General features: G+C 65.9%; 15 protein-coding genes. 9 read left to right on the forward strand and 6 right to left on the reverse strand.

Annotation, left to right across the window (positions count from 1 at the left end; genetic code table 11):
• Nucleotides 1-18: 18 nt before the first annotated feature.
• The gene (gene uvrA, locus JYP50_RS00345) at nt 19-2,877 is read right to left on the reverse strand and encodes an excinuclease ABC subunit UvrA (protein ID WP_206558467.1); all 2,859 of its coding nucleotides are present in this window, start codon (nt 2,875-2,877) and stop codon (nt 19-21) included.
• 482 nt (nt 2,878-3,359) lie between these two features.
• Between uvrA and JYP50_RS00350 the strand changes: the two genes are divergently transcribed.
• The 3 genes from JYP50_RS00350 to ssb all read left to right on the forward strand — a co-directional run bounded on the left by JYP50_RS00350 (nt 3,360) and on the right by ssb (nt 6,616).
• The gene (locus tag JYP50_RS00350) at nt 3,360-4,574 is read left to right on the forward strand and encodes an MFS transporter (RefSeq protein WP_347136696.1); all 1,215 of its coding nucleotides are present in this window, start codon (nt 3,360-3,362) and stop codon (nt 4,572-4,574) included.
• A complete protein-coding gene (locus JYP50_RS00355) occupies nt 4,571-5,986 on the forward strand; it encodes an FAD-dependent oxidoreductase (protein WP_206558468.1) in 1,416 nt (471 codons plus the stop codon). The genes JYP50_RS00350 and JYP50_RS00355 overlap by 4 nt, the downstream gene beginning before the upstream one ends.
• 117 nt (nt 5,987-6,103) lie before the next feature.
• Nucleotides 6,104-6,616: a single-stranded DNA-binding protein gene (ssb, locus tag JYP50_RS00360; RefSeq protein ID WP_206558469.1), complete on the forward strand. Its 513-nt coding sequence runs from the start codon at nt 6,104-6,106 to the stop codon at nt 6,614-6,616.
• 132 nt (nt 6,617-6,748) lie between these two features.
• Here ssb and JYP50_RS00365 read toward each other — a convergent pair whose 3' ends face one another.
• Together JYP50_RS00365 and JYP50_RS00370 are read right to left on the reverse strand one after the other, a co-directional pair.
• Nucleotides 6,749-7,387, reverse strand: coding sequence for a sulfotransferase family 2 domain-containing protein (locus tag JYP50_RS00365; RefSeq protein WP_206558470.1), 639 nt, complete (start codon nt 7,385-7,387; stop codon nt 6,749-6,751).
• Nucleotide 7,388: 1 nt separating this feature from the next.
• Entirely contained in the window at nt 7,389-8,432 is a 1,044-nt protein-coding gene (locus JYP50_RS00370) for a 2OG-Fe(II) oxygenase (RefSeq protein WP_206558471.1), read from the reverse strand.
• Nucleotides 8,433-8,643: 211 nt separating this feature from the next.
• On the opposite strand from JYP50_RS00370, the gene JYP50_RS00375 reads away from it, so the two are divergent.
• The 3 genes from JYP50_RS00375 to JYP50_RS00385 are packed head-to-tail and all read left to right on the forward strand — an operon-like array spanning nt 8,644 to nt 11,248.
• Complete coding sequence (locus tag JYP50_RS00375; RefSeq protein WP_206558472.1) at nt 8,644-9,516, forward strand: sugar nucleotide-binding protein; 873 nt, start codon at nt 8,644-8,646, stop codon at nt 9,514-9,516.
• Between the two features lie 2 nt (nt 9,517-9,518).
• The gene (gene moaB, locus JYP50_RS00380; RefSeq protein ID WP_206558473.1) at nt 9,519-10,046 is read left to right on the forward strand and encodes a molybdenum cofactor biosynthesis protein B; all 528 of its coding nucleotides are present in this window, start codon (nt 9,519-9,521) and stop codon (nt 10,044-10,046) included.
• Entirely contained in the window at nt 10,043-11,248 is a 1,206-nt protein-coding gene (locus tag JYP50_RS00385; RefSeq protein ID WP_347136697.1) for a molybdopterin molybdotransferase MoeA, read from the forward strand. The genes moaB and JYP50_RS00385 overlap by 4 nt, the downstream gene beginning before the upstream one ends.
• Before the next feature lie 182 nt (nt 11,249-11,430).
• Here JYP50_RS00385 and fabB read toward each other — a convergent pair whose 3' ends face one another.
• Both fabB and fabA read right to left on the reverse strand, forming a co-directional pair.
• Nucleotides 11,431-12,657: a beta-ketoacyl-ACP synthase I gene (fabB, locus tag JYP50_RS00390; RefSeq protein WP_206558474.1), complete on the reverse strand. Its 1,227-nt coding sequence runs from the start codon at nt 12,655-12,657 to the stop codon at nt 11,431-11,433.
• 4 nt (nt 12,658-12,661) lie between these two features.
• Complete coding sequence (gene fabA / locus JYP50_RS00395; protein WP_206558475.1) at nt 12,662-13,177, reverse strand: 3-hydroxyacyl-[acyl-carrier-protein] dehydratase FabA; 516 nt, start codon at nt 13,175-13,177, stop codon at nt 12,662-12,664.
• A gap of 286 nt (nt 13,178-13,463) precedes the next feature.
• On the opposite strand from fabA, the gene JYP50_RS00400 reads away from it, so the two are divergent.
• Genes JYP50_RS00400 through JYP50_RS00410 form a run of 3 tightly spaced genes read left to right on the forward strand, consistent with a single transcriptional unit; the run spans nt 13,464 to nt 17,103 of the window.
• Nucleotides 13,464-14,906: a mannose-1-phosphate guanylyltransferase/mannose-6-phosphate isomerase gene (locus JYP50_RS00400; protein ID WP_206558476.1), complete on the forward strand. Its 1,443-nt coding sequence runs from the start codon at nt 13,464-13,466 to the stop codon at nt 14,904-14,906.
• On the forward strand, nt 14,903-15,730 hold the full coding sequence (galU, locus tag JYP50_RS00405; protein ID WP_206558477.1) for a UTP--glucose-1-phosphate uridylyltransferase GalU: 828 nt from the start codon (nt 14,903-14,905) through the stop codon (nt 15,728-15,730). The genes JYP50_RS00400 and galU overlap by 4 nt, the downstream gene beginning before the upstream one ends.
• Before the next feature lie 8 nt (nt 15,731-15,738).
• Complete coding sequence (locus JYP50_RS00410) at nt 15,739-17,103, forward strand: phosphomannomutase (protein WP_206558478.1); 1,365 nt, start codon at nt 15,739-15,741, stop codon at nt 17,101-17,103.
• 118 nt (nt 17,104-17,221) lie between these two features.
• On the opposite strand, the gene JYP50_RS00415 is transcribed toward JYP50_RS00410, so the two are convergent.
• Nucleotides 17,222-18,616 carry a hypothetical protein gene (locus JYP50_RS00415; protein WP_206558479.1) on the reverse strand — a complete coding sequence of 465 codons (1,395 nt, stop codon included), beginning with the start codon at nt 18,614-18,616 and terminating at the stop codon, nt 17,222-17,224.
• Nucleotides 18,617-18,818 lie beyond the last annotated feature (202 nt).

An 18,818-nucleotide genomic window follows, 5' to 3' on the forward strand; every position in this document is an offset into this window, starting at 1 on the left:
CGGCACCCGTCCCCGGGCTCAGGCCGCCCGGCTGCGCGCCTTCGGCCGGGCCTTGCGCTTCAGCAGCGGCGCCAGGAATTGCCCGGTATAGGAGCCCTTCACTTTCGCCACGTCTTCCGGCTGGCCGGTGGCGATGATCTGCCCGCCGCCGGAGCCGCCCTCGGGGCCGAGGTCGACGATCCAGTCGGCGGTTTTGATCACGTCCAGGTTGTGTTCGATGATCGCCACCGTATTGCCGTGGTCGCGCAGGCGGTGCAGTACCTCCAGCAATTGCCGGATGTCCTCGAAGTGCAGGCCGGTGGTCGGCTCGTCGAGGATGTACAGGGTTTGCCCGGTATCGCGCTTGGACAGCTCGCGGGACAGTTTCACGCGCTGGGCCTCGCCCCCGGACAGGGTGGTCGCCGCCTGCCCCAGGCGGATATAGGACAGGCCCACGTCCATCAGGGTCTGCAGCTTGCGGGCGATGGCCGGCACCGCGTCGAAGAAGGCCAGCGCGTCCTCGACGGTCATTTCCAGCACTTCGTGGATGTTCTTGCCCTTGAAGCGGATTTCCAGGGTCTCGCGGTTGTAGCGCTTGCCCTTGCACACGTCGCAGGGCACGTAGATATCCGGCAGGAAGTGCATTTCCACCTTGGTCACGCCGTCGCCCTGGCAGGCCTCGCAGCGCCCGCCCTTGACGTTGAAGCTGAAGCGGCCCGGCTTGTAGCCGCGCGAGCGCGCCTCCTGGGTGCCGGCGAACAGCTCGCGCACCGGGGTGAAGATGCCGGTGTAGGTGGCCGGGTTGGAGCGCGGGGTGCGGCCGATGGGGCTCTGGTCGATATCGATGCACTTGTCCACCAGGTCCAGGCCCTCGATGCTCCCGTGCGGCGCGGGGTTGAGGGTGGTGGCACCGTTCAGGGCGGTGGCCGCGAGCGGGTACAGGGTGTTGTTGATCAGCGTGGACTTGCCCGAGCCGGACACCCCGGTGATGCAGGTCAGCAGGCCCACCGGCAGCTCCAGGTCCACGCCCTGCAGGTTGTTGCCGCGGGCGCCGGACAGCTTGAGCAGGCGCTCGGGGTCGATCGGCACCCGTTTGGCCGGCACCTCGATGGCCCGCTTGCCAGAGAGATAGGCGCCGGTGAGGGAGTCCTTGTGGCGGATGATGTCCTTGACCGTGCCCTGGGCCACGATGCGGCCGCCGTGCACGCCGGCGCCGGGACCGATGTCGATGACGTGGTCGGCGGTGCGGATCGCGTCCTCGTCGTGCTCCACCACCAACACCGTGTTGCCGAGGTCGCGCAGGTGGGTGAGGGTGTTGAGCAGGCGCTCGTTGTCGCGCTGGTGCAGGCCGATGGAAGGTTCATCCAGGATGTACATCACCCCCACCAGTCCGGCGCCAATCTGCGAGGCCAGGCGGATGCGCTGGGCCTCGCCGCCGGACAGGGTCTCGGCGCTGCGGTCCAGGGTCAGGTAGTTCAGGCCCACGTCCACCAGGAAGCGGTAGCGCGCCCGCAGCTCCTTGAGGATCTTGTCGGCGATCTCGCCCTGGCGCCCGCCCAGTTTCAGCCGCTCGAAATACAGCTCGGCGTCGCCCACCGACATGCCGGTGATGTCCGGCAGGCTGCGCTCGTCCACGAACACGTGGCGGGCGTCCCGGCGCAGGCGGGTGCCGTCGCAGTCCGGGCAGTGCTGGGTGGAGAGGTACTTGGCCAGGTCCTCGCGCACCGACTGCGATTCGGTGTCGCGGTAGCGCCGCTCCATGTTGGGCAGTATGCCCTCGAAGGGGTGGGTGCGCTTGAACACGTCGCCGCGGTCGTTGACATAGGAGAAGGCCACCTCCTCCTTGCCGCTGCCGTGGAGAATCACCTTCTGGTGCTTTTTCTTCAGCTTGTCGAAGGGCGTGTCGATGTCGAAGTCGTAGTGCTCGGCGAGACTGGTGAGCATGTGGAAGTAGTAGACGTTGCGCCGGTCCCAGCCGCGGATGGCGCCCTCCGCCAGGCTCGCCTCCGGGTGCAGCACGATGCGCGCGGCGTCGAAGTACTGCTTGACCCCCAGGCCGTCGCAGCTGGAACAGGCGCCGGCGGGGTTGTTGAAGGAGAACATGCGCGGCTCGAGTTCGTCGATGCTGTGGCCGCACTGGGGGCAGGCGAAGCGGGCGGAAAACATGATGTCCTCGCCGTCGCCGTCCATGTAGCTGACGGTGGCCAGGCCGTCGGTCAGGCCCAGGGCGGTCTCGAAGGATTCCGCCAGGCGCAGCTTGAGATCCTCGCGCACCTTGAAGCGGTCGACCACCACCTCGACGCGGTGCTTGCGCTTCTTGTCCAGCGTCGGCACGTCGTCGAGGTCGGTGACGATGCCGTCGATGCGGGCGCGCACGAAGCCCGCGGCCCGCAGTTCCTCGAATACATGCAGGTGCTCGCCCTTGCGGTCGCGCACCACCGGCGCCAGCAGCATCAGCTTGCTGCCCTCGGGCAGGGTCAGCACGCTGTCCACCATCTGGCTCACGGTCTGCGCCTCCAGGCTGACGCCGTGGTCCGGGCAGCGCGGCTCCCCGGCGCGGGCGAACAGCAGGCGCAGGTAGTCGTAGATCTCGGTGATGGTGCCCACCGTCGAGCGCGGGTTGTGGGAGGTGGATTTCTGCTCGATGGAGATCGCTGGCGACAGGCCCTCGATGTGGTCCATGTCCGGCTTTTCCATCATCGACAGGAACTGCCGCGCGTAGGTCGACAGGGATTCCACGTAGCGCCGCTGGCCCTCGGCGTAGAGGGTGTCGAAGGCCAGGGAGGACTTGCCCGAGCCCGACAGGCCGGTGATCACCACCAGCTTGTCCCGGGGAATATCCAGGTCGATGTTCTTGAGGTTGTGCGTGCGCGCCCCGCGGACGTGGATGGTTTCCATGGATCACCTGATACAGCGGCTGGGAGTCAAACGTGACAGTATATGCGGTGGCGCCAGCGTGGCAAAACCGCGTGGCTGTGATACGTCGCCTGAACGCACACGGATGCCCCCACCACCCCTGTAGGACCGAATTCATTCGGCCAAACGAACGCGCTCGGATGTCCCCTCCACCCCTGTAGGGCCGAATTCATTCGGCCAAATGAACGCGCACGGATGTCCCCACCCACCCCTGTAGGGCCGAATTCATTCGGCCAAACGAACGCGTCCGGACGTCCCCACCCACCCTGTAGGGCCGAATTCATTCGGCCAAACGGCTGGGCGTGCCAGTGTGGCCGAATGAATTCGGCCCTACAGGGAGAGAATGAATTTGGCTCCTTCAGGGCGCAAAGCATTGCGCCACGTAAACTTGCGCGACTCGCGCACGGATGTCCCGCGCCGGTGAAACTGGTACCATAGGGCGGCATTTTTTCAGACGAAACCCCGTGATTACCGAGCACCCGATGAACGCCCTCGAGCGGCGCGCCGTATCCGCGCTCGCCCTGTTGTACAGCTTCCGCATGCTGGGGCTGTTCATGGTTTTGCCGCTGCTGGCGCTCTACGCCACCGACCTGGAAGGCGCCACGCCGGCGCTGATTGGTCTCGCCCTGGGGATTTACGGCCTCAGCCAGGCCCTGTTGCAGATTCCCCTGGGCTGGCTGTCGGATCGCGTGGGCCGCAAGCCGGTGATTGTCGGCGGGCTGCTGTTGTTCGCCCTCGGCAGCCTGGTGGCGGGCCTGGCGGATTCGGTGCAGGGGGTGATCGCCGGCCGCGCGCTGCAGGGGGCCGGCGCCATCGCCGGCACCGTCATGGCGCTGGTGGCGGACCTGACCCGGGACGAGCAGCGCACCAAGGCCATGGCCATTGTGGGCGCCAGCATCGGCCTGGCCTTTACCCTGGCATTGATTTTGGGGCCCCTGGTGGCCGCCTGGGGCGGTCTGTCGGCGGTGTTCTTGCTGACCGTCGCCCTGGCCCTGTTGGGCATTGTCATCGTCCTGGGGCTGATTCCCGGCCCGGGCGCGGCGGCTGCGGCGCGCGAAGAGCCCGTCTCCGGGAGCCTGCGGCGCAGCCTGGGGGAACCGGAATTGCTGCGCCTCAACGCGGGGGTGTTCGTGCTGCACTTCGTGTTGACCGCCAGCTTCCTGGTGATTCCGGGCCTGCTGGAAAGCGGCCTGGGGCTGCCGCGGGAGCGGCATTGGGAGGCCTACCTGGCGGCGGTCCTGCTGTCGCTGCTGGGGGTGGTGGTGCTGATGCGCCGGGCCGAGCGCGGCGGCCGCCCGCGGCAGGCCTTCGCCACTGGAATCGGTTTGCTGCTGCTCGCCCTGGGCCTCTTGGCCGAGCTGCCCCGGCCCCTGGCGATCTGCGCCGGACTGTGGCTGTTTTTCGTGGGCTTCAATTACCTTGAGGCCACGCTGCCGTCGCTGGTCAGCAAGGCGGTATTCGCCGGGGGCCGGGGTACGGCAATGGGGATTTATTCCACCTGCCAGTTCCTGGGCGCTTTCGCCGGTGGCGCCGTCGGCGGTCTCATCGTCCAGCGCTACGGTGGCTCGGTCCTGCTGCTGACCTGCCTGGGCCTGGTGGTCGCCTGGCTGTTGCTGGCCCTGCCGCGCCTGGCCTCAGTGGCGGATGCGGCCGCCGGGGGCGAACTGTCCCGCCCGTGAACTGGCCGGGACGCGAACGCTTCCCCGATATCAGCCTGTGGATGGAGGCCCTGCCTCGCGCCGCGCCCCGCGCGCCCCTGCCCGGTGACCGCCGCTACGATGTGGCCATCGTCGGCGGCGGCTACACCGGCTTGTGGACAGCGTATTACCTGAAAACCCTGCAGCCCGACCTCGCCCTGTGCGTACTCGAGGCTCGGGTTTGCGGATTTGGCGCCTCCGGCCGCAACGGCGGCTGGCTGATGGCGGCCCTCGAGGGCGAGCGGGCCCTGCTGGGGGGTATCGATGGCGAGCGCCGGCGTCAGGCCAGGGAGGCGATCCTCGGTATTCTCCCGGAGGTCGCGCGAGTGCTCGATCGCGAGGGCCTGGAGTGCGATTTTCACCGCGGCGGCGGCCTGTTCGCCGCGGCCCGCTACCCGGAGCAGCTGGCCGCCCAGCGGGCGGAGCTGGCCGCGCGCCAGGTGTTGGGCTACGGCGAGGCGGACTACCGCTGGCTGGACGCGGACGCGCTGGCGGCAAGATTGCGTATCCGGCGGCCCCTGGGCGCGGTCTACACCCCGCACATCGCCCGTATTCAGCCGGCGCGGCTGGCTCGGGGGCTCGCCGACTGCGTGACGCGGCTGGGGGTGGACGTGTACGAGCAAACCCGTGTCACCGCCTGCGAGCCAGGGGCGCTGGTCACCGACCAAGGGCGGGTCGTCGCGCCGGTGCGGCTGATGGCGGTGGAGGGTTTCAGCGAGGGGCTGGCCGCCCAGCGCCGGCACGTACTGCCGGTGCAGAGCCGGGTGCTGGCCACCGAGCCGCTGGACGAGGCCCGCTGGCGCGAAATCGGCCTGGCGCGGCGGGAAGTGTTCTCCGACGCCAGCCCGTTGATCACCTACGCCCAGCGCAGCGCCGATGACCGCCTGGTGTTCGGCTCCCGCGGTAGCTACCGCTTCGGCGGTCGTTCGCGCAGCGACTTCCGCGGCGACGGCGCGGCCTTCGCCGCTATCCGCCGGCTGATGCTGGCCTGCCTGCCGCAACTGGCCGACGTCGATGTCACCCACTGCTGGGGCGGCACCCTGGGGATACCGCGTGGGGGCTGCCCGCACGCGGTGTATGATCCGGCGAGCGGATTCGGTACCGCCGGGGGCTACCTCGGCGAGGGCGTGGGCGCTTCCAACCTGATGGCCCGCACCCTGGCGGACCTGGTGTTGGAGCGCGACTCCGCGCTGGCGGCCACGCCCTGGGCCCATCGCGGCCTGCCGCGGCAGGTGCTGCGCCGCTGGGAGCCGGAGCCCCTGCGCTGGCTGGCCTACAAGGCCACCGACTGGGCGCTGGGGCTGGAGGAGGCCGCTTGCGCCCGCGCCGGGCCGCGCTGGCAGCGCCGGCTACTGGGGCGCGCGTCCGGCCTGCTGGCCGCCCTGCGCGGCTGAGGACGACGGCCGTATCGGGCCGACTTTGGCCCGCAATGCTGTCGCATTTGCAGGGCTGGATTGATATAGTCTCCCGCTCGATTCCCTTCTCGCACAGTCCACGACAGAGGAACAATTATGGCTTCACGCGGCGTGAATAAAGTCATCCTGGTGGGTAACCTCGGCGCTGATCCCGAGACCCGCTACATGCCCTCCGGCGGCGCGGTGACCAATATCAACGTCGCCACCAGCGAGCAGTGGAAGGACAAGCAGACCGGCCAGCCCCAGGAGCGCACCGAATGGCACCGGGTGGTGTTCTTCAACCGCCTGGCGGAGATCGCCGGCGAGTACCTGCGCAAGGGCTCCAAGGTCTACGTCGAGGGCTCGCTGCGCACCCGCAAGTGGCAGGGCCAGGACGGACAGGACCGCTATACCACAGAGATCGTGGCCAACGAGATGCAGATGCTCGACAGCCGCGGTGCCGGCCAGGGCCAGGGCGGCTACGCCCCGCCGCCGCCCCAGTCCCAGGGCGACTACGGGCAGGCGCCCGCGCCCGCTCCAGCGCCGCAGAAAGCCCCCTCCGGTGGCGGTGGCCAGAGCAGCCCGCCCGCCTCGGACTTTCCCGATTTCGACGACGATATTCCCTTCTAGCGCCAACTTCCGCCGGGCCCCGATGGCGAGGGCCCGCGGCGGGCCAGTCAAGCCCCCTTATCGACCGCCCCGGCCCCGCCGCTTAGTGGGGTGCCCGCTCCGGGCCCCTGTCCGCGGTCGCGGGTTCAGCACTCAGGCCGACTCCAGAACGCCCGCCTCTCGCACCTGCTGGAAGAGTTCGACATCCCGGGCCAGGGATTGCTCAAGCGCGTTTCTGATGTCGGGGCTCAACTCCATGGCCAGGCTCGGCGCCTTGTTCTTGTGAGGCACCTGGATGGATTTGCCGATTCGCTCGCTGAGAAATTCGGCGACCAGGTCGAGGCGGTCCATGCTGTACACCCGGTCCACGCCAATCTCGCCGTTATCCAGTAGCAGGAACTCACTCTGGGTGGGCAGGTTGGCGAAGGTTGGGCGTTCGCCCTCGCTCATGAAGGCCGTGGCAAATTCGTCAAAGCTCATGTTGCCCGTGTAGTTGTGGGCAAATGGGTGGTTCGGGTCCCGCAGGTCCTTGCGCTGCCGGTAGCGGTACCAGCTGAATAGCCAGTCGACCGGGTCGCGCATCAGGCAGAACGTGGTGATCCTCAGGTGCCGCTGTACTTTCCGGGTATAGCCCATGACGAAGGTCTGGAAGTCCTGGGCGTTGATGTGTTTGAAGCGGTCGTTCCCCGAGAAATTGATATTGCAGTGCTCGGCTATGGCGCTTTCGATGGAGGAGGAAGCGCATTTCGGCATACACAGAAAGGCGAAGCGATGGGCGGTGGACATTTGCATACTAGTTGGAGCTCCTCAGTTTGCGGGCGATTGCCTTGAGTTTGCCCGACAAACCCCCACTGGCATGCCGCTCGGCCCGGGCGAGACTGATGCCATCCAGCACTTTCGCGGCCCCGGCGGCGTCGTTCCGTTCCAGGCATTCCCTGGCCTCGGCCACCTTGTCCATCAGCCAGGCCGCCTTTTGCTGTTGCTTCTCTGCCCGGCCGGAGTGCTTTAACACTTCATTCTGGTAAAAGTTGATCCAGTTGTCGCGCTTGGCAATGCACCCCCGTAGCTCTCTCTCGTGTTCGGGCGCCAGGGTCAATCCCGCGCGGAATTTTTCCGGCAGGGGGGGTTGTACATAAAAGGTCGCGTGACGCGGTGCCTGCTCGCTTGCGGGCCGGCTGCGAGAGAACAGGTAAATGGAGATCGATTTTCGGCTGGTGCCCAATGCCGGTGGAATCTGGATTGGGTCATAGCCGTGCCAGGAGCGCTCAGAGGTTTCCATGATAATGCAGCGATTGAACAGCGGCGCATTGCTCACGGTCTGGTTTTGCGACCAGTCGCGCGGATTGGAGTGCAGCTCCAGGTTGCCGCCCCAGGCGCTGTCCCACTCCTTGTTCAGGTAGAACAGCACGTTCAGGCGCCGGTGCAGGGGCGGGTTTTCACCGAAGTAGTTGTAATCGATGTGGGGCGCGAGGGTGGCTCCGCTGCGGCTTTCGTGGGTGCCGCCGGTTTCGTCGGGCAGGGAGATAAGGTCGTCGATGCCGGTGATTTTCTCGATGGCACCGATAAAGTCCCGGGACACGAGAAAGTCGCAAAACTGGTTGTAAAAGGGGCTGATGGCGCGCATCTTCTTGTTGACCGCCTTGGGGCCGACCTTGCCCATATCGCCCCGGGCCAGTTCTTCATCGAAGGGCGGGAATTCCGACAACAGGCGTTCGGCGGCATCCTCGCTGAAAAAATCGTCGATAACCACGTGCGGAAAGGGCCGCGCCTCGCGGTAATGTGTGGCCCAGGTGCCGAGCCCGTCTGTAACCTGTTGCGAAAACATGAAATATCCCATTCAATTCTCCGCCCGGCCACTATCGCGTCGCGGTGACCTGCCCCTCGAGGAGGGGGCGGAACTTAACATGAAAATGGACATTGTATAGAATCTGTCGGCAGTGGGCGAAAAAATGCCCGCGGTCTCTTGCGCTCGCCTGGCGAGTACCCACCCATCACAGCGGGATTCAATTTTGCAAACAGCCTCCCGATGGCTCAACGGATAGATTCTGGTGCGCGTATTACTCATAGGGGCGGATACATCCCTGGGGCTGGCCCTGGAAAGCCACTTGCAGCGCTGGGGGCGCCACGAGCTGGAGACGGTGAGTTTTTCCGCCAGTCGCTGGAAGAGCGAGCGCCACGCCAAGAAAGCCGTGCGTCGCGCCCGCCCGGACATCATTGTCGACGCCCGCATCCAGGGCGCCGTGGACAGCGGCGAGCAGCTGTTCGACCTGGATGTCGACCGCTGCCTGTGGCTGGCCAAGGTCTGCCAGCGCAGCGAGGCCGCCTACCTGTTGCTCTCTAGCGCGCGCGTCTTCGCCGGTGACCAGGAGCGGCCCTACAACGAGCAGGACGAGCCGGACAGCGAGGAGACCGTGGGCGGGATGCTGCGGCGCAGCGAGGAGCTGGTGCGCGAGCGTTGCGAGAACCATGTCATTCTGCGCCTGGGGCCGGTGTTCGCGCACCGCGGCCGCAATATTCTCACCCACATGCTGGATCAGCTGATGCAGGGCGGGGAGCTCGGTCTCGACACCGGCTTGCGGGGCTGCCCGGTGGCCGCCCCCGATGCCGCGCGCGTGGTGTCGGGCATGCTCGACCAGCTGGGTGCCGGCGCCGAAGCGCGGGGGAATTTTCACTACTGCAGCGCGGACGCCACCAATTGCTACGAGTTTGCCGAGGTGTTGCTGGCCTCGGCCTCCCAGTTCCAGGAGTTCGGCCCGGGGGCCGTGGCGCTGCGGGAGCGGGAGGCCGGTCACAAGCTCAGCCGCCGGCTTGACTGCAATCGCCTGCGCAATACTTTTGCCATCAAGCAGGTGCCGTGGCGCGGCTATGTCGCGGATACGGTAAAGTTGTATTTCGAGCAGTTACAGAATTCGGAGCACTAGCCATGTCACAGCACGCGGATGCGGCCGCCTCCCTGGGGGTGGCGGTCCTCACCGTTTCCGATACGCGCACCCAGGGCAACGACACCTCGGGGCAGTTCCTGGCCGAGGCCTTGGTCGAGAGCGGCCATCGCGCCCTGGACCGGGTGATCGTCCGGGACGATATTTACCAGATTCGGGCGGTGCTGTCGGCCTGGATTGCCGACAGTGATATCAATGCCGTGCTGGTGACGGGGGGGACCGGCTTTTCCGGCCGCGACTCCACCCCCGAGGCGGTTGCGCCCCTGTTCGACAAGGCCATCGACGGCTTTGGCGAGGTGTTCCGCGCGCTGTCCTACGATGAAATCGGCTCCTCCACTATCCAGTCGCGGGCGCTGGCGGGCTTTGCCAACAATACCGTTATCTTCTGCATGCCCGGTTCCACCGGCGCCTGCCGTACCGCCTGGAACGGCCTGATCCGCGAGCAGCTCGACGGCGCCCACAAACCCTGCAATTTTGTCGGTGTGCTCAAGGTGAGCGCGGGGGCTTCGTGAGCCCGCTGTTGCCGGTGACGGAAGCGCTGGCGGCCATGCTGGGGCACGCTCCCGCCGCCCCCGCCGTCCGGGGCGTGGCCCTCGGCGAGGCCCTGGGCGCTATCCTGGCGGAGGATGTGGTCGCCACCATCGACGTGCCGGCACAGGACAATAGCGCGATGGACGGTTACGCCCTGCGCGCCGCCGATGCGAGCCGGCCGCTGTCTGTGTCCCAGCGCATCCCGGCCGGCACGGCGCCGGAGCCCCTCGCGCCCGGTACCGCGGCGCGGATATTTACCGGCGCGCCGATTCCAGCGGGGGCCGATACGGTGGTGATGCAGGAGGACTGCCGGGAGGAGGGGGGCCAGCTGGTCATTGAGGCGACCCCCGCGCCCGGCGACCATATCCGGCCCCGCGGCCAGGACCTCGCCGCGGGCTCCACGGTGCTGCGCGCGGGACGTCGGCTCAAGCCCCAGGATCTGGGCCTACTCGCCTCGGTAGGGGCCGCTTCTGTCGCCATCTATCGTCCGCTGAAGGTGGCTGTGGTCTCCACCGGCGACGAGTTGGTTGAGCCTGAAGACGGCGCCGCCCTGCGCCCCGGCCAGCTGTTCAACTCCAACCGCTATATGCTGGCGGCCCTGCTCGAGGGGCTGGGCATGCAGGTGATCGACGGCGGTATCCTGCCCGACGATGGCCCCGCCACTGGCGCGGCCTTCGAGCGCCTGGCGGGGGAGGCGGACTGTATTATTTCCTCGGGCGGTGTGTCGGTGGGCGAGGAGGACCATGTCCGCGCCCAGGTGGAGCGCCTGGGCGAACTGACCCTGTGGCGCCTGGCGATCAAGCCGGGCAAGCCCCTGGCCTTCGGCCATGTGCGCGGCACGCCGTTTATCGGCCTGCCGGGTAATCCCACCTCGAGTTTCGTGACGTTTTGCCTGCTGGCCCGGCCTTTCCTGCTGAAGTCCCAGGGGGCGAGCGATTGGGAGCCACTTGCAATCCCGGTGCGGGCGGGCTTCAGTGTCGCGCGGCCGGGTACGCGGCAGGACTACTTGCGGGTGAGCCTGGAACGGCAGGGCGATTCCCTGGTGGCGCGGCGTTTTGCCAACCAGAGTTCCGGGGTGTTGAGCTCGGTGTGTTTCAGCGATGCGCTGGCGGTGGTGCCGGTGGGGGCTACCGTGTGTGAGGGTGACCTGGTGGAGGTTCTGCTTCTGGACTCGTTGGCATAGAGCCGGGGGCCGGTCGAATGAATTCGACCCTACACGGGATAGCGTCTTTCCCCCTGTAGGGCGGACAGCGGGCCCCTCTTTTCGGGTCATTCATTCCGCTGGCGCAGGGGGCGAATGCGTTCTACCCCCGCAGGTTCACAGGCCGTCGCGGCCCCGGGATTGTTGCCCCGGAGGGCTCTTGGTCAATCCGCGTATTTCTGGAACACCAGCGACGCATTGGTGCCGCCAAAGCCGAAGCTGTTGGACATCACCCGCTGCAGGTCCACATTGTCGTGGCGCGTCACGGCGATGGGCAGGCCCTCGGCTTCCGGGTCCAGGTTCTCGATATTGGCCGAGGCGGCGATAAACCCGGCCTGCTGCATCAGCAGCGAATAGATCGCCTCCTGCACGCCCGCCGCGCCCAGCGAGTGGCCCGACAGCGACTTGGTCGAGCCGATCACCGGAATGTGGTCGCGGTCCTCGTAGGCCGTGCGCACCGCCTTCAGTTCCTGGATGTCGCCAGCCGGGGTCGAGGTGCCGTGGGCGTTGATATAGTCCACCGCGCCGTCCACCGTCGCCAGCGCCTGGCGCATGCAGCGGATCGCGCCCTCGCCCGAGGGGGCCACCATGTCATAGCCGTCGGAGGTCGCGCCGTAGCCCACCAGCTCCGCGTAGATCTTCGCGCCGCGGGCTTTCGCGTGTTCCAGCTCCTCCAGTACCAGCATGCCGCCGCCGCCGGCGATCACGAAACCGTCGCGGTTGGCGTCGTAGGCGCGCGAGGCGCGCTCCGGCGTGTCGTTGTACTTGGTGGAGAGGGCGCCCATGGCGTCGAACAGGCTGCTCAGGGTCCAGTGCAGTTCCTCGCCGCCGCCGGCGAACACCACGTCCTGCTTGCCCATCTGGATCTGCTCCATCGCGTTGCCGATGCAGTGGGCGCTGGTGGAACAGGCGGAGGAGATGGAGTAATTGACGCCCTTGATCTTGAAGGGCGTGGCCAGGCAGGCCGACACCGTGGAGCCCATGGTCTGGGTCACGCGGTAGGGGCCCACGCGGCGCAGGCCGCGTTCGCGCAGGATGTCCGCCGCTTCGGTCTGGCTGGCGGAAGAGGCGCCGCCGGAGCCGGCGATGATGCCGGTGCGCTCGTTGGAGATGTCGCTTTCGGCCAGGCCCGAATCGGCGATCGCCTGTTGCATGGAGATATAGGCGAAAGCCGCGGCGTCGGCCATGAAGCGCAGTTGCTTGCGGTCGATGTGCTCGCTGACATCGATGTTCGGCGCTCCGGCTATGTGGGAGCGCATGCCCATGTCGATCTGCTCCTGGCGCAGGCCGATGCCGGAACGGCCCTCGTACAGTGCTTCGGTGACTGACTTCGCATCGTTGCCCAGGCAGGAAACGATACCCAGGCCGGTGACTACTACTCGTCTGGTCATATGCCTAAAAAGACTCCGTGGAACTGAACAGGCCTACCCGCAGGTCGGCGGCGGTGTAGATTTCGCGACCGTCGACGGACACTGTGCCATCGGCAATGCCCATGATCAGCTTGCGCTCGATCACCCGTTTCATGTGAATGTTATAGACCACCTTGTGCGCGCTGGGCAGGATCTGGCCGGTGAATTTCACCTCGCCGGAGCCCAGGGCGCGGCCGCGGCCGGGGTTGCCGCGCCAGCCCAGGAAAAAGCCCACCAGCTGCCACATGGCGTCCAGGCCCAGGCAGCCGGGCATTACCGGGTCGCCGGGGAAGTGGCATTCGAAGAACCAGAGGTCGGGGTGGATGTCCAGCTCGGCGACGATCTCGCCCTTGCCGTATTTTCCGCCTTCCGAGCTGATGTGGCTGATGCGATCGAGCATCAGCATCTTGTCCGTTGGCAATTGCGCGTTGCCGGGGCCGAAGAGTTCTCCCAGGCCGCAGGCGACCAGTTCCTCTTTGGCGTATGCGTGTTTTCCGGTCATAGGGTTTCCGATCGTGCCCTGGATTGGGGTTGGGCGCCCCGGTTTGGGGCAGGGTAGCCGGCGGCGCCGGGTTATTGCGATGCCCATTCTAATGCCTGAGCCACACAAGTCCAGCGTGGGCGGTGGGGGCGTCGGTGGCCCTGGCGTGGGGCGATCGGCTACACTGTCCAGCCGTTGGCCCGAATCGGCGCAATCCTTGCAAGGCTCCCGGTCGGGAGTGCCGCAAAGGGGTGTCGTGGTGTTGCGAGGACGGCCGGGGAATGTATCCACCTGACAAAGGCAAACTATGCTAGTTCCAGTTCTATTGTCCGGCGGCGTCGGCAGCCGCCTGTGGCCCGTATCCCGCGAACTCCACCCCAAGCAACTGTTGCCCCTGGCGGGGGAGCTGTCGATGCTGCAGGAGACCCTGCGGCGCACCCGGGGGCTGGAGGCGGCGCCGCCGGTGGTGGTGTGCAACGAGGATCACCGTTTCATGGTCGCCGAGCAGTTGCGGCAGGTCGGCGCCGAGCCCGCCGCCCTGATCCTGGAGCCGGCGGGGCGCAACACCGCGCCGGCGGTGGCATTGGCGGCCCTGCAACTGCAGGCCACCGACCCCGAGGCGGTGATGCTGGTGCTGCCGGCGGACCATTTGATACAGCAAGTGGATGCCTTTGCCGAGGCGGTGGCCCGCGCCCTGCCGCTGGCGCAATCGGGGCGCCTGATGACCTTCGGCGTGGTGCCGGACCGGGCCGAGACCGGCTACGGCTATATCCGCTGTGGCAGCGAATTGTCGACGGGGGTGTTCGAGCTGGAGCAGTTCGTGGAAAAGCCCGATAGTGATACCGCGCAGGGTTACCTGGATAGCGGCGATTTCCTGTGGAACAGCGGCATGTTCCTGATGCGCGCCGCCACCTACCTGGAGCAGCTCGAGGCGCAGGCGCCGGCGATGATGGCGGCCTGTCGCGAAGCCATGGCCGGCGCCGCCAGCGACATGGATTTCGTGCGTCCGGACGCGGAGGCTTTTCGCGCCTGTCCCGCCGACAGTATCGACTATGCGGTAATGGAGCACACCGCGCTGGGCGGCGTGGCGGCCCTGGACTGCGGCTGGTCGGATATCGGGGCCTGGTCGGCGCTGTGGGAGGTCGCCGAGCGCGATGAGAGCGGCAATGTCGTTGCCGGTGACGTGCTGCTGGACAACTGCACGGGCAGCTACCTGCGCAGCGAATCCCGCCTGGTGGCCGCCACCGGGGTGTCCGATCTGGTGGTGGTGGAAACCGCCGACGCGGTATTGGTGGCGGACCGCAACAAGGTGCAGGACGTGAAGCGCCTGGTGAACGCGCTCAAGGCGCAAAGCCGTCCCGAGGCGGAGCTGCACGCCCGCGTCTACCGCCCCTGGGGCTCCTACGAAACCCTGGTGTGCGCCGAGCGCTTCCAGGTCAAGCGCATCATCGTCAACCCCGGGCAAAAACTGTCCCTGCAAATGCACCACCACCGCGCCGAGCACTGGGTCGTGGTCAGCGGCACGGCGGAAGTCACCTGCGAGGACCGGGTCTTCATGCTGGCGGAGGACGAGTCGACCTACATCCCGCTGGGCCACAAGCACCGGCTCGCCAACCCCGGGCGCATTCCCCTGGAGTTGATCGAGGTGCAGTCGGGCACCTATCTGGGCGAGGATGACATTGTCAGATTTGAAGACGTCTACGGCCGGGGCGAACAACCTTCCGGCCACAGCGAGGAGATCGACACATGATCAAGAAATGCCTGTTCCCGGTTGCCGGTTACGGCACGCGGTTTTTGCCCGCCACCAAGAGCATGCCCAAGGAAATGTTGCCGATCGTCAACAAGCCGCTGGTGCAGTACGGCGTGGAGGAGGCCATTGAGGCGGGCATGACCACCTGCGCCCTGGTGACCGGGCGCGGCAAGCGCGCCATTGCCGACCATTTCGATATCAGCTTTGAGCTGGAGCAGCAGATCTCGGGAACCGGCAAGGAAAAGTACCTGGAGAGTATCCGCGACGTGCTGGAGAAGGGGGTGTTCACCATGGTGCGCCAGCGCGAGATGCTGGGTCTCGGCCACGCCATCCTCACCGGCGAGGTGCTGGTCGGCAACGAGCCCTTCGGCGTGGTGCTGTCGGACGACCTTTGCCTCAACGACGGCATGGGCGTGCTCAGCCAGATGGCGGAGCTGTACAACCAGTTTCGCTGTTCCATCGTGGCCATCCAGGAGGTGCCCCGGGAGGATGTGCACAAGTACGGGGTCATTGCCGGCGAGAGTCTCAAGGACGGTATCTTCCGCGTCGACGAAATGGTGGAAAAGCCCGATCCCGACAAGGCGCCCTCCAACCTGGCGATCATTGGCCGCTATATCCTCACGCCGGATATTTTCGACATCATCCGCGAAACGCCCCCCGGCGCCAACGGCGAGGTGCAGCTCACCGACGCCCTGCAGACCCAGGCCCGCAAGGGCTGCGTGATGGCCTACCAGTTCAAGGGGCGGCGCTTCGACTGCGGCAGCGTGCCGGGCTTCGTGGAAGCCACCAATTTCGTGTATGAAAACATCTACCAGCAAGACTAGGGGGTTCCGTGGCTGAGTTAACCTGCTTCAAGGCCTACGATGTCCGCGGCCGTATCCCGGACCAGCTCAACGAGGATATCGCCCGCCGTATTGGTCGCGCCTACGCCGAGGTGGTGAAGCCGCGCAAGGTGGTGGTGGGGCACGACATCCGTCTCACCAGCGAGTCGATCAAGGCGGCGTTGACCGAGGGCCTTCTGGAACAGGGGGTGGATGTCTACGACATCGGCCAGAGCGGTACCGAGGAAATTTACTTCGCCACCTCCCACGCGGGGATGGACGGGGGTATCGCGGTCACCGCCAGCCACAACCCCAAGGACTACAACGGCATGAAGTTCGTGCGCGAGGGATCGCGGCCGATCTCCGGTGATACCGGCCTGTTCGATATCCGCGACCTGGCGGCGCAAGGCAGCTTTACACCGGCGGCCAGGCCGGGCCAGCGCCACGCGCTCGATACCGACCAGGCCTATATCGAACACCTGCTGGGCTATGTCGACCCGCCGTCGCTGAAGCCCTTGAAAATCGTGGTGGACGCGGGCAACGGCGGCGCCGGCCGCATCGTCGACCTGCTGGAGCCGCACCTGCCCTTCGAATTCATCAAGCTGCACCACGAGCCCGACGGCAACTTTCCCAACGGCGTGCCCAACCCGCTGCTGGAGGAGAACCGCGCCGCCACCATCGCCGCGGTGCGCGAGCACGGCGCCGACCTGGGCATCGCCTGGGACGGCGACTTCGATCGCTGCTTTTTCTTCGACGAGCGGGGCGATTTCGTCGAGGGTTACTACCTGGTGGGCCTGCTGGCGGAGTCCTTCCTCAAGCGCGAACCGGGAGCGGGCATCGTCCACGATCCCCGGCTGACCTGGAATACCGTGGCCATCACCGAGGCGCTGGGCGGGCGAGCAATCCAGAGCAAGACCGGCCACGCCTTCATCAAGGAACGCATGCGGCTGGAGAACGCGGTGTACGGCGGCGAAATGAGCGCCCACCACTATTTCCGCGACTTTGCCTACTGCGATAGCGGCATGATTCCCTGGCTACTGGTAACCGGGCTGATGTCGAGTCGCGGCCAGTCACTGGCCGCGATGGTCGCCGAGCGCGTGGCGGCCTACCCCTGCAGCGGCGAGATCAACCGCACCATCGACGATCCGGCGGCGGTGCTGGCGAAGGTGGAGGCTCGCTACGCCGGAGTCGCCGAGAGTATCGAGAAAATCGACGGTCTCAGCATGAGCTTCGGTGACTGGCGTTTCAACCTGCGTATGTCCAACACCGAGCCGGTGGTGCGCCTGAATGTGGAGAGCCGCGGCGACCGGGCGTTAATGCAGGCGAAGACCGGGGAGCTGCTGGACATGATGGCGGAGGCTGGCCAGCCGGCTTAGCGGCCAGGTGTGGCATGCCGGCGGCGGGGAGTGCTCGCCGGCAGGTAAACGGCGGCACCGGCTTGAGAGGCGGTGCCGCGCGCTGCGGGCGGGCTATTTTTCAACAGCCCGCCGGGGCCTAGAAAGCGGCGTTGATTCCCAGCATCAGGATGTTGGAGTCCGCGTCGGCGTCGCTGTGGGTCTGGCCATCGGGCACGTTGCCGCCGCTGATAAAGTTGAGCGGTACATAGCCCTCGGTCCTGATCAGCTCCGCAAACAGTTTGGTGGATGGCGTGAGGAAGCCGGCAACCCCCAGAACCCATTGGTCTTGCCGCTCCCAGGGCGAACCGCCGGGACCGGATTCGAAGCGGCTGAAATCCGCGGACCAGTCGACGCGGTAGCCATTGAATTCGCTGCTGATACGCCCGCCCACATCCCAGCTGCTGACCTTGGCCGGGTCAAACTGGGGGATGCTGGGGTTGTAGGTGCCCGGCCACAGCTCCTCGGTCTTGGCGTATTCCGCCTGTACCATCCAGTTACTGCCGATCAGTTGCGTGTAGGCATCGTAGGCGCCGTTTTCCTCCTCGCAGCTTTCGAAGTGCACAACCGGGTAGTCCTGGCAATAGGGGCTGCCCTTGAGATAGGAGGCGCCGACGACCCACTGGGTGTCATCCTCAACCTGGAAACGGTAGTTGATGTCGGCGGCAAAGTTATTCAGTTTGCTGGGCACATTGCTGCCATCGACCGGCACGTTGGCGGCGCGAAACTGGGCCCCGCCCTGAATCCCCATCAGTTTGATACTCAGGCCGTTATTGAGGTAGCCGGCGTTGATGCCATAGGCAAGGCCGCCAAAGGCGTGCCATACCGTGGAGGCGGTGAAGGGGTTGGGGGTGTCGGTCAGGCCAAAGGGTGTCGCCATTTTACCCAGGGACAGGTAGAAGGGAGACGCGTCCAAATTCCCCAGCATCACATAGCCGCGGCGCACCTGAACCTGGTTGCGATTGACGTCGGTGATGGTGCCGGCGCCGAAGCTCTGTTCCGGGTCGTAGAGCATCTCGATGTAGGCGCTGATCCAGTCGCCGAGATTGGCGGTCAGCGCGATTTGCGCCGAGTGCAGCACGGCCTCAGACACCGTCTTGGTGCGCTGGTTGGAGGAGGTGGGGTGGCGCATCAAATAGCCGAATTTACTCTCGGTGGTTGACTTCTGGTAGTTGGCTATGGGTGTCACCGCGGCGCTCAGGTACACGCTGTTTTTATCGATGCCGCCGTTCCTCTTGCTTTCCAGGATCAGCTCTTGCTTGCGGTTGATGTTGGTGGTGGGGTCGAGAATGGCGTAGCTGTAGTCGTGATCGAGTTTGATATACCCGCCCAGGTTTGGCGTGGTGCCGTCTTTTTGCCCACTCTGTTGCGTTGCCGTTGTGTCTGCGCCCTCTTCGAGCGCCGCGATACGCTGTTTGAGTTGGGCGTTTTCGCTGGCCAACAGCTCCAGTTTGGCGGCGAGCTCTTCCAGAGTGGGTGCGGCATGTGCAGACATGCTGCCTGCCAGCGTGGCGGCAAGAGCCAGTGATAGCCTGGTTTTTTTCATTGTTAAGTCCTTTTTTTGTGCTGAAATCTTTTTTTTTGAAGATATTCTTCCGTGAAGAATCTTGGCCAAAAAATGCCGAATGGCATGTATTTGTGCCATCGCATCGTTATCGGCGGTTGCGGATGATACTTGAGCCGGCGCGGGGAGGGGA

Source organism: Parahaliea mediterranea (genome assembly GCF_017255185.1).
Taxonomy (GTDB): domain Bacteria; phylum Pseudomonadota; class Gammaproteobacteria; order Pseudomonadales; family Halieaceae; genus JAFKCZ01.

Coding starts and splice junctions, on each gene's coding strand:
- uvrA (WP_206558467.1), bottom strand. CDS start 2,877: ATGGAAACCATCCACGTCCGCGGGGCGCGCACGCACAACCTCAAGAAC.
- ssb (WP_206558469.1), top strand. CDS start 6,104: ATGGCTTCACGCGGCGTGAATAAAGTCATCCTGGTGGGTAACCTCGGC.
- JYP50_RS00365 (WP_206558470.1), bottom strand. CDS start 7,387: ATGCAAATGTCCACCGCCCATCGCTTCGCCTTTCTGTGTATGCCGAAA.
- JYP50_RS00370 (WP_206558471.1), bottom strand. CDS start 8,432: ATGGGATATTTCATGTTTTCGCAACAGGTTACAGACGGGCTCGGCACC.
- moaB (WP_206558473.1), top strand. CDS start 9,519: ATGTCACAGCACGCGGATGCGGCCGCCTCCCTGGGGGTGGCGGTCCTC.
- fabB (WP_206558474.1), bottom strand. CDS start 12,657: ATGACCAGACGAGTAGTAGTCACCGGCCTGGGTATCGTTTCCTGCCTG.
- fabA (WP_206558475.1), bottom strand. CDS start 13,177: ATGACCGGAAAACACGCATACGCCAAAGAGGAACTGGTCGCCTGCGGC.
- JYP50_RS00400 (WP_206558476.1), top strand. CDS start 13,464: ATGCTAGTTCCAGTTCTATTGTCCGGCGGCGTCGGCAGCCGCCTGTGG.
- galU (WP_206558477.1), top strand. CDS start 14,903: ATGATCAAGAAATGCCTGTTCCCGGTTGCCGGTTACGGCACGCGGTTT.
- JYP50_RS00415 (WP_206558479.1), bottom strand. CDS start 18,616: ATGTCTGCACATGCCGCACCCACTCTGGAAGAGCTCGCCGCCAAACTG.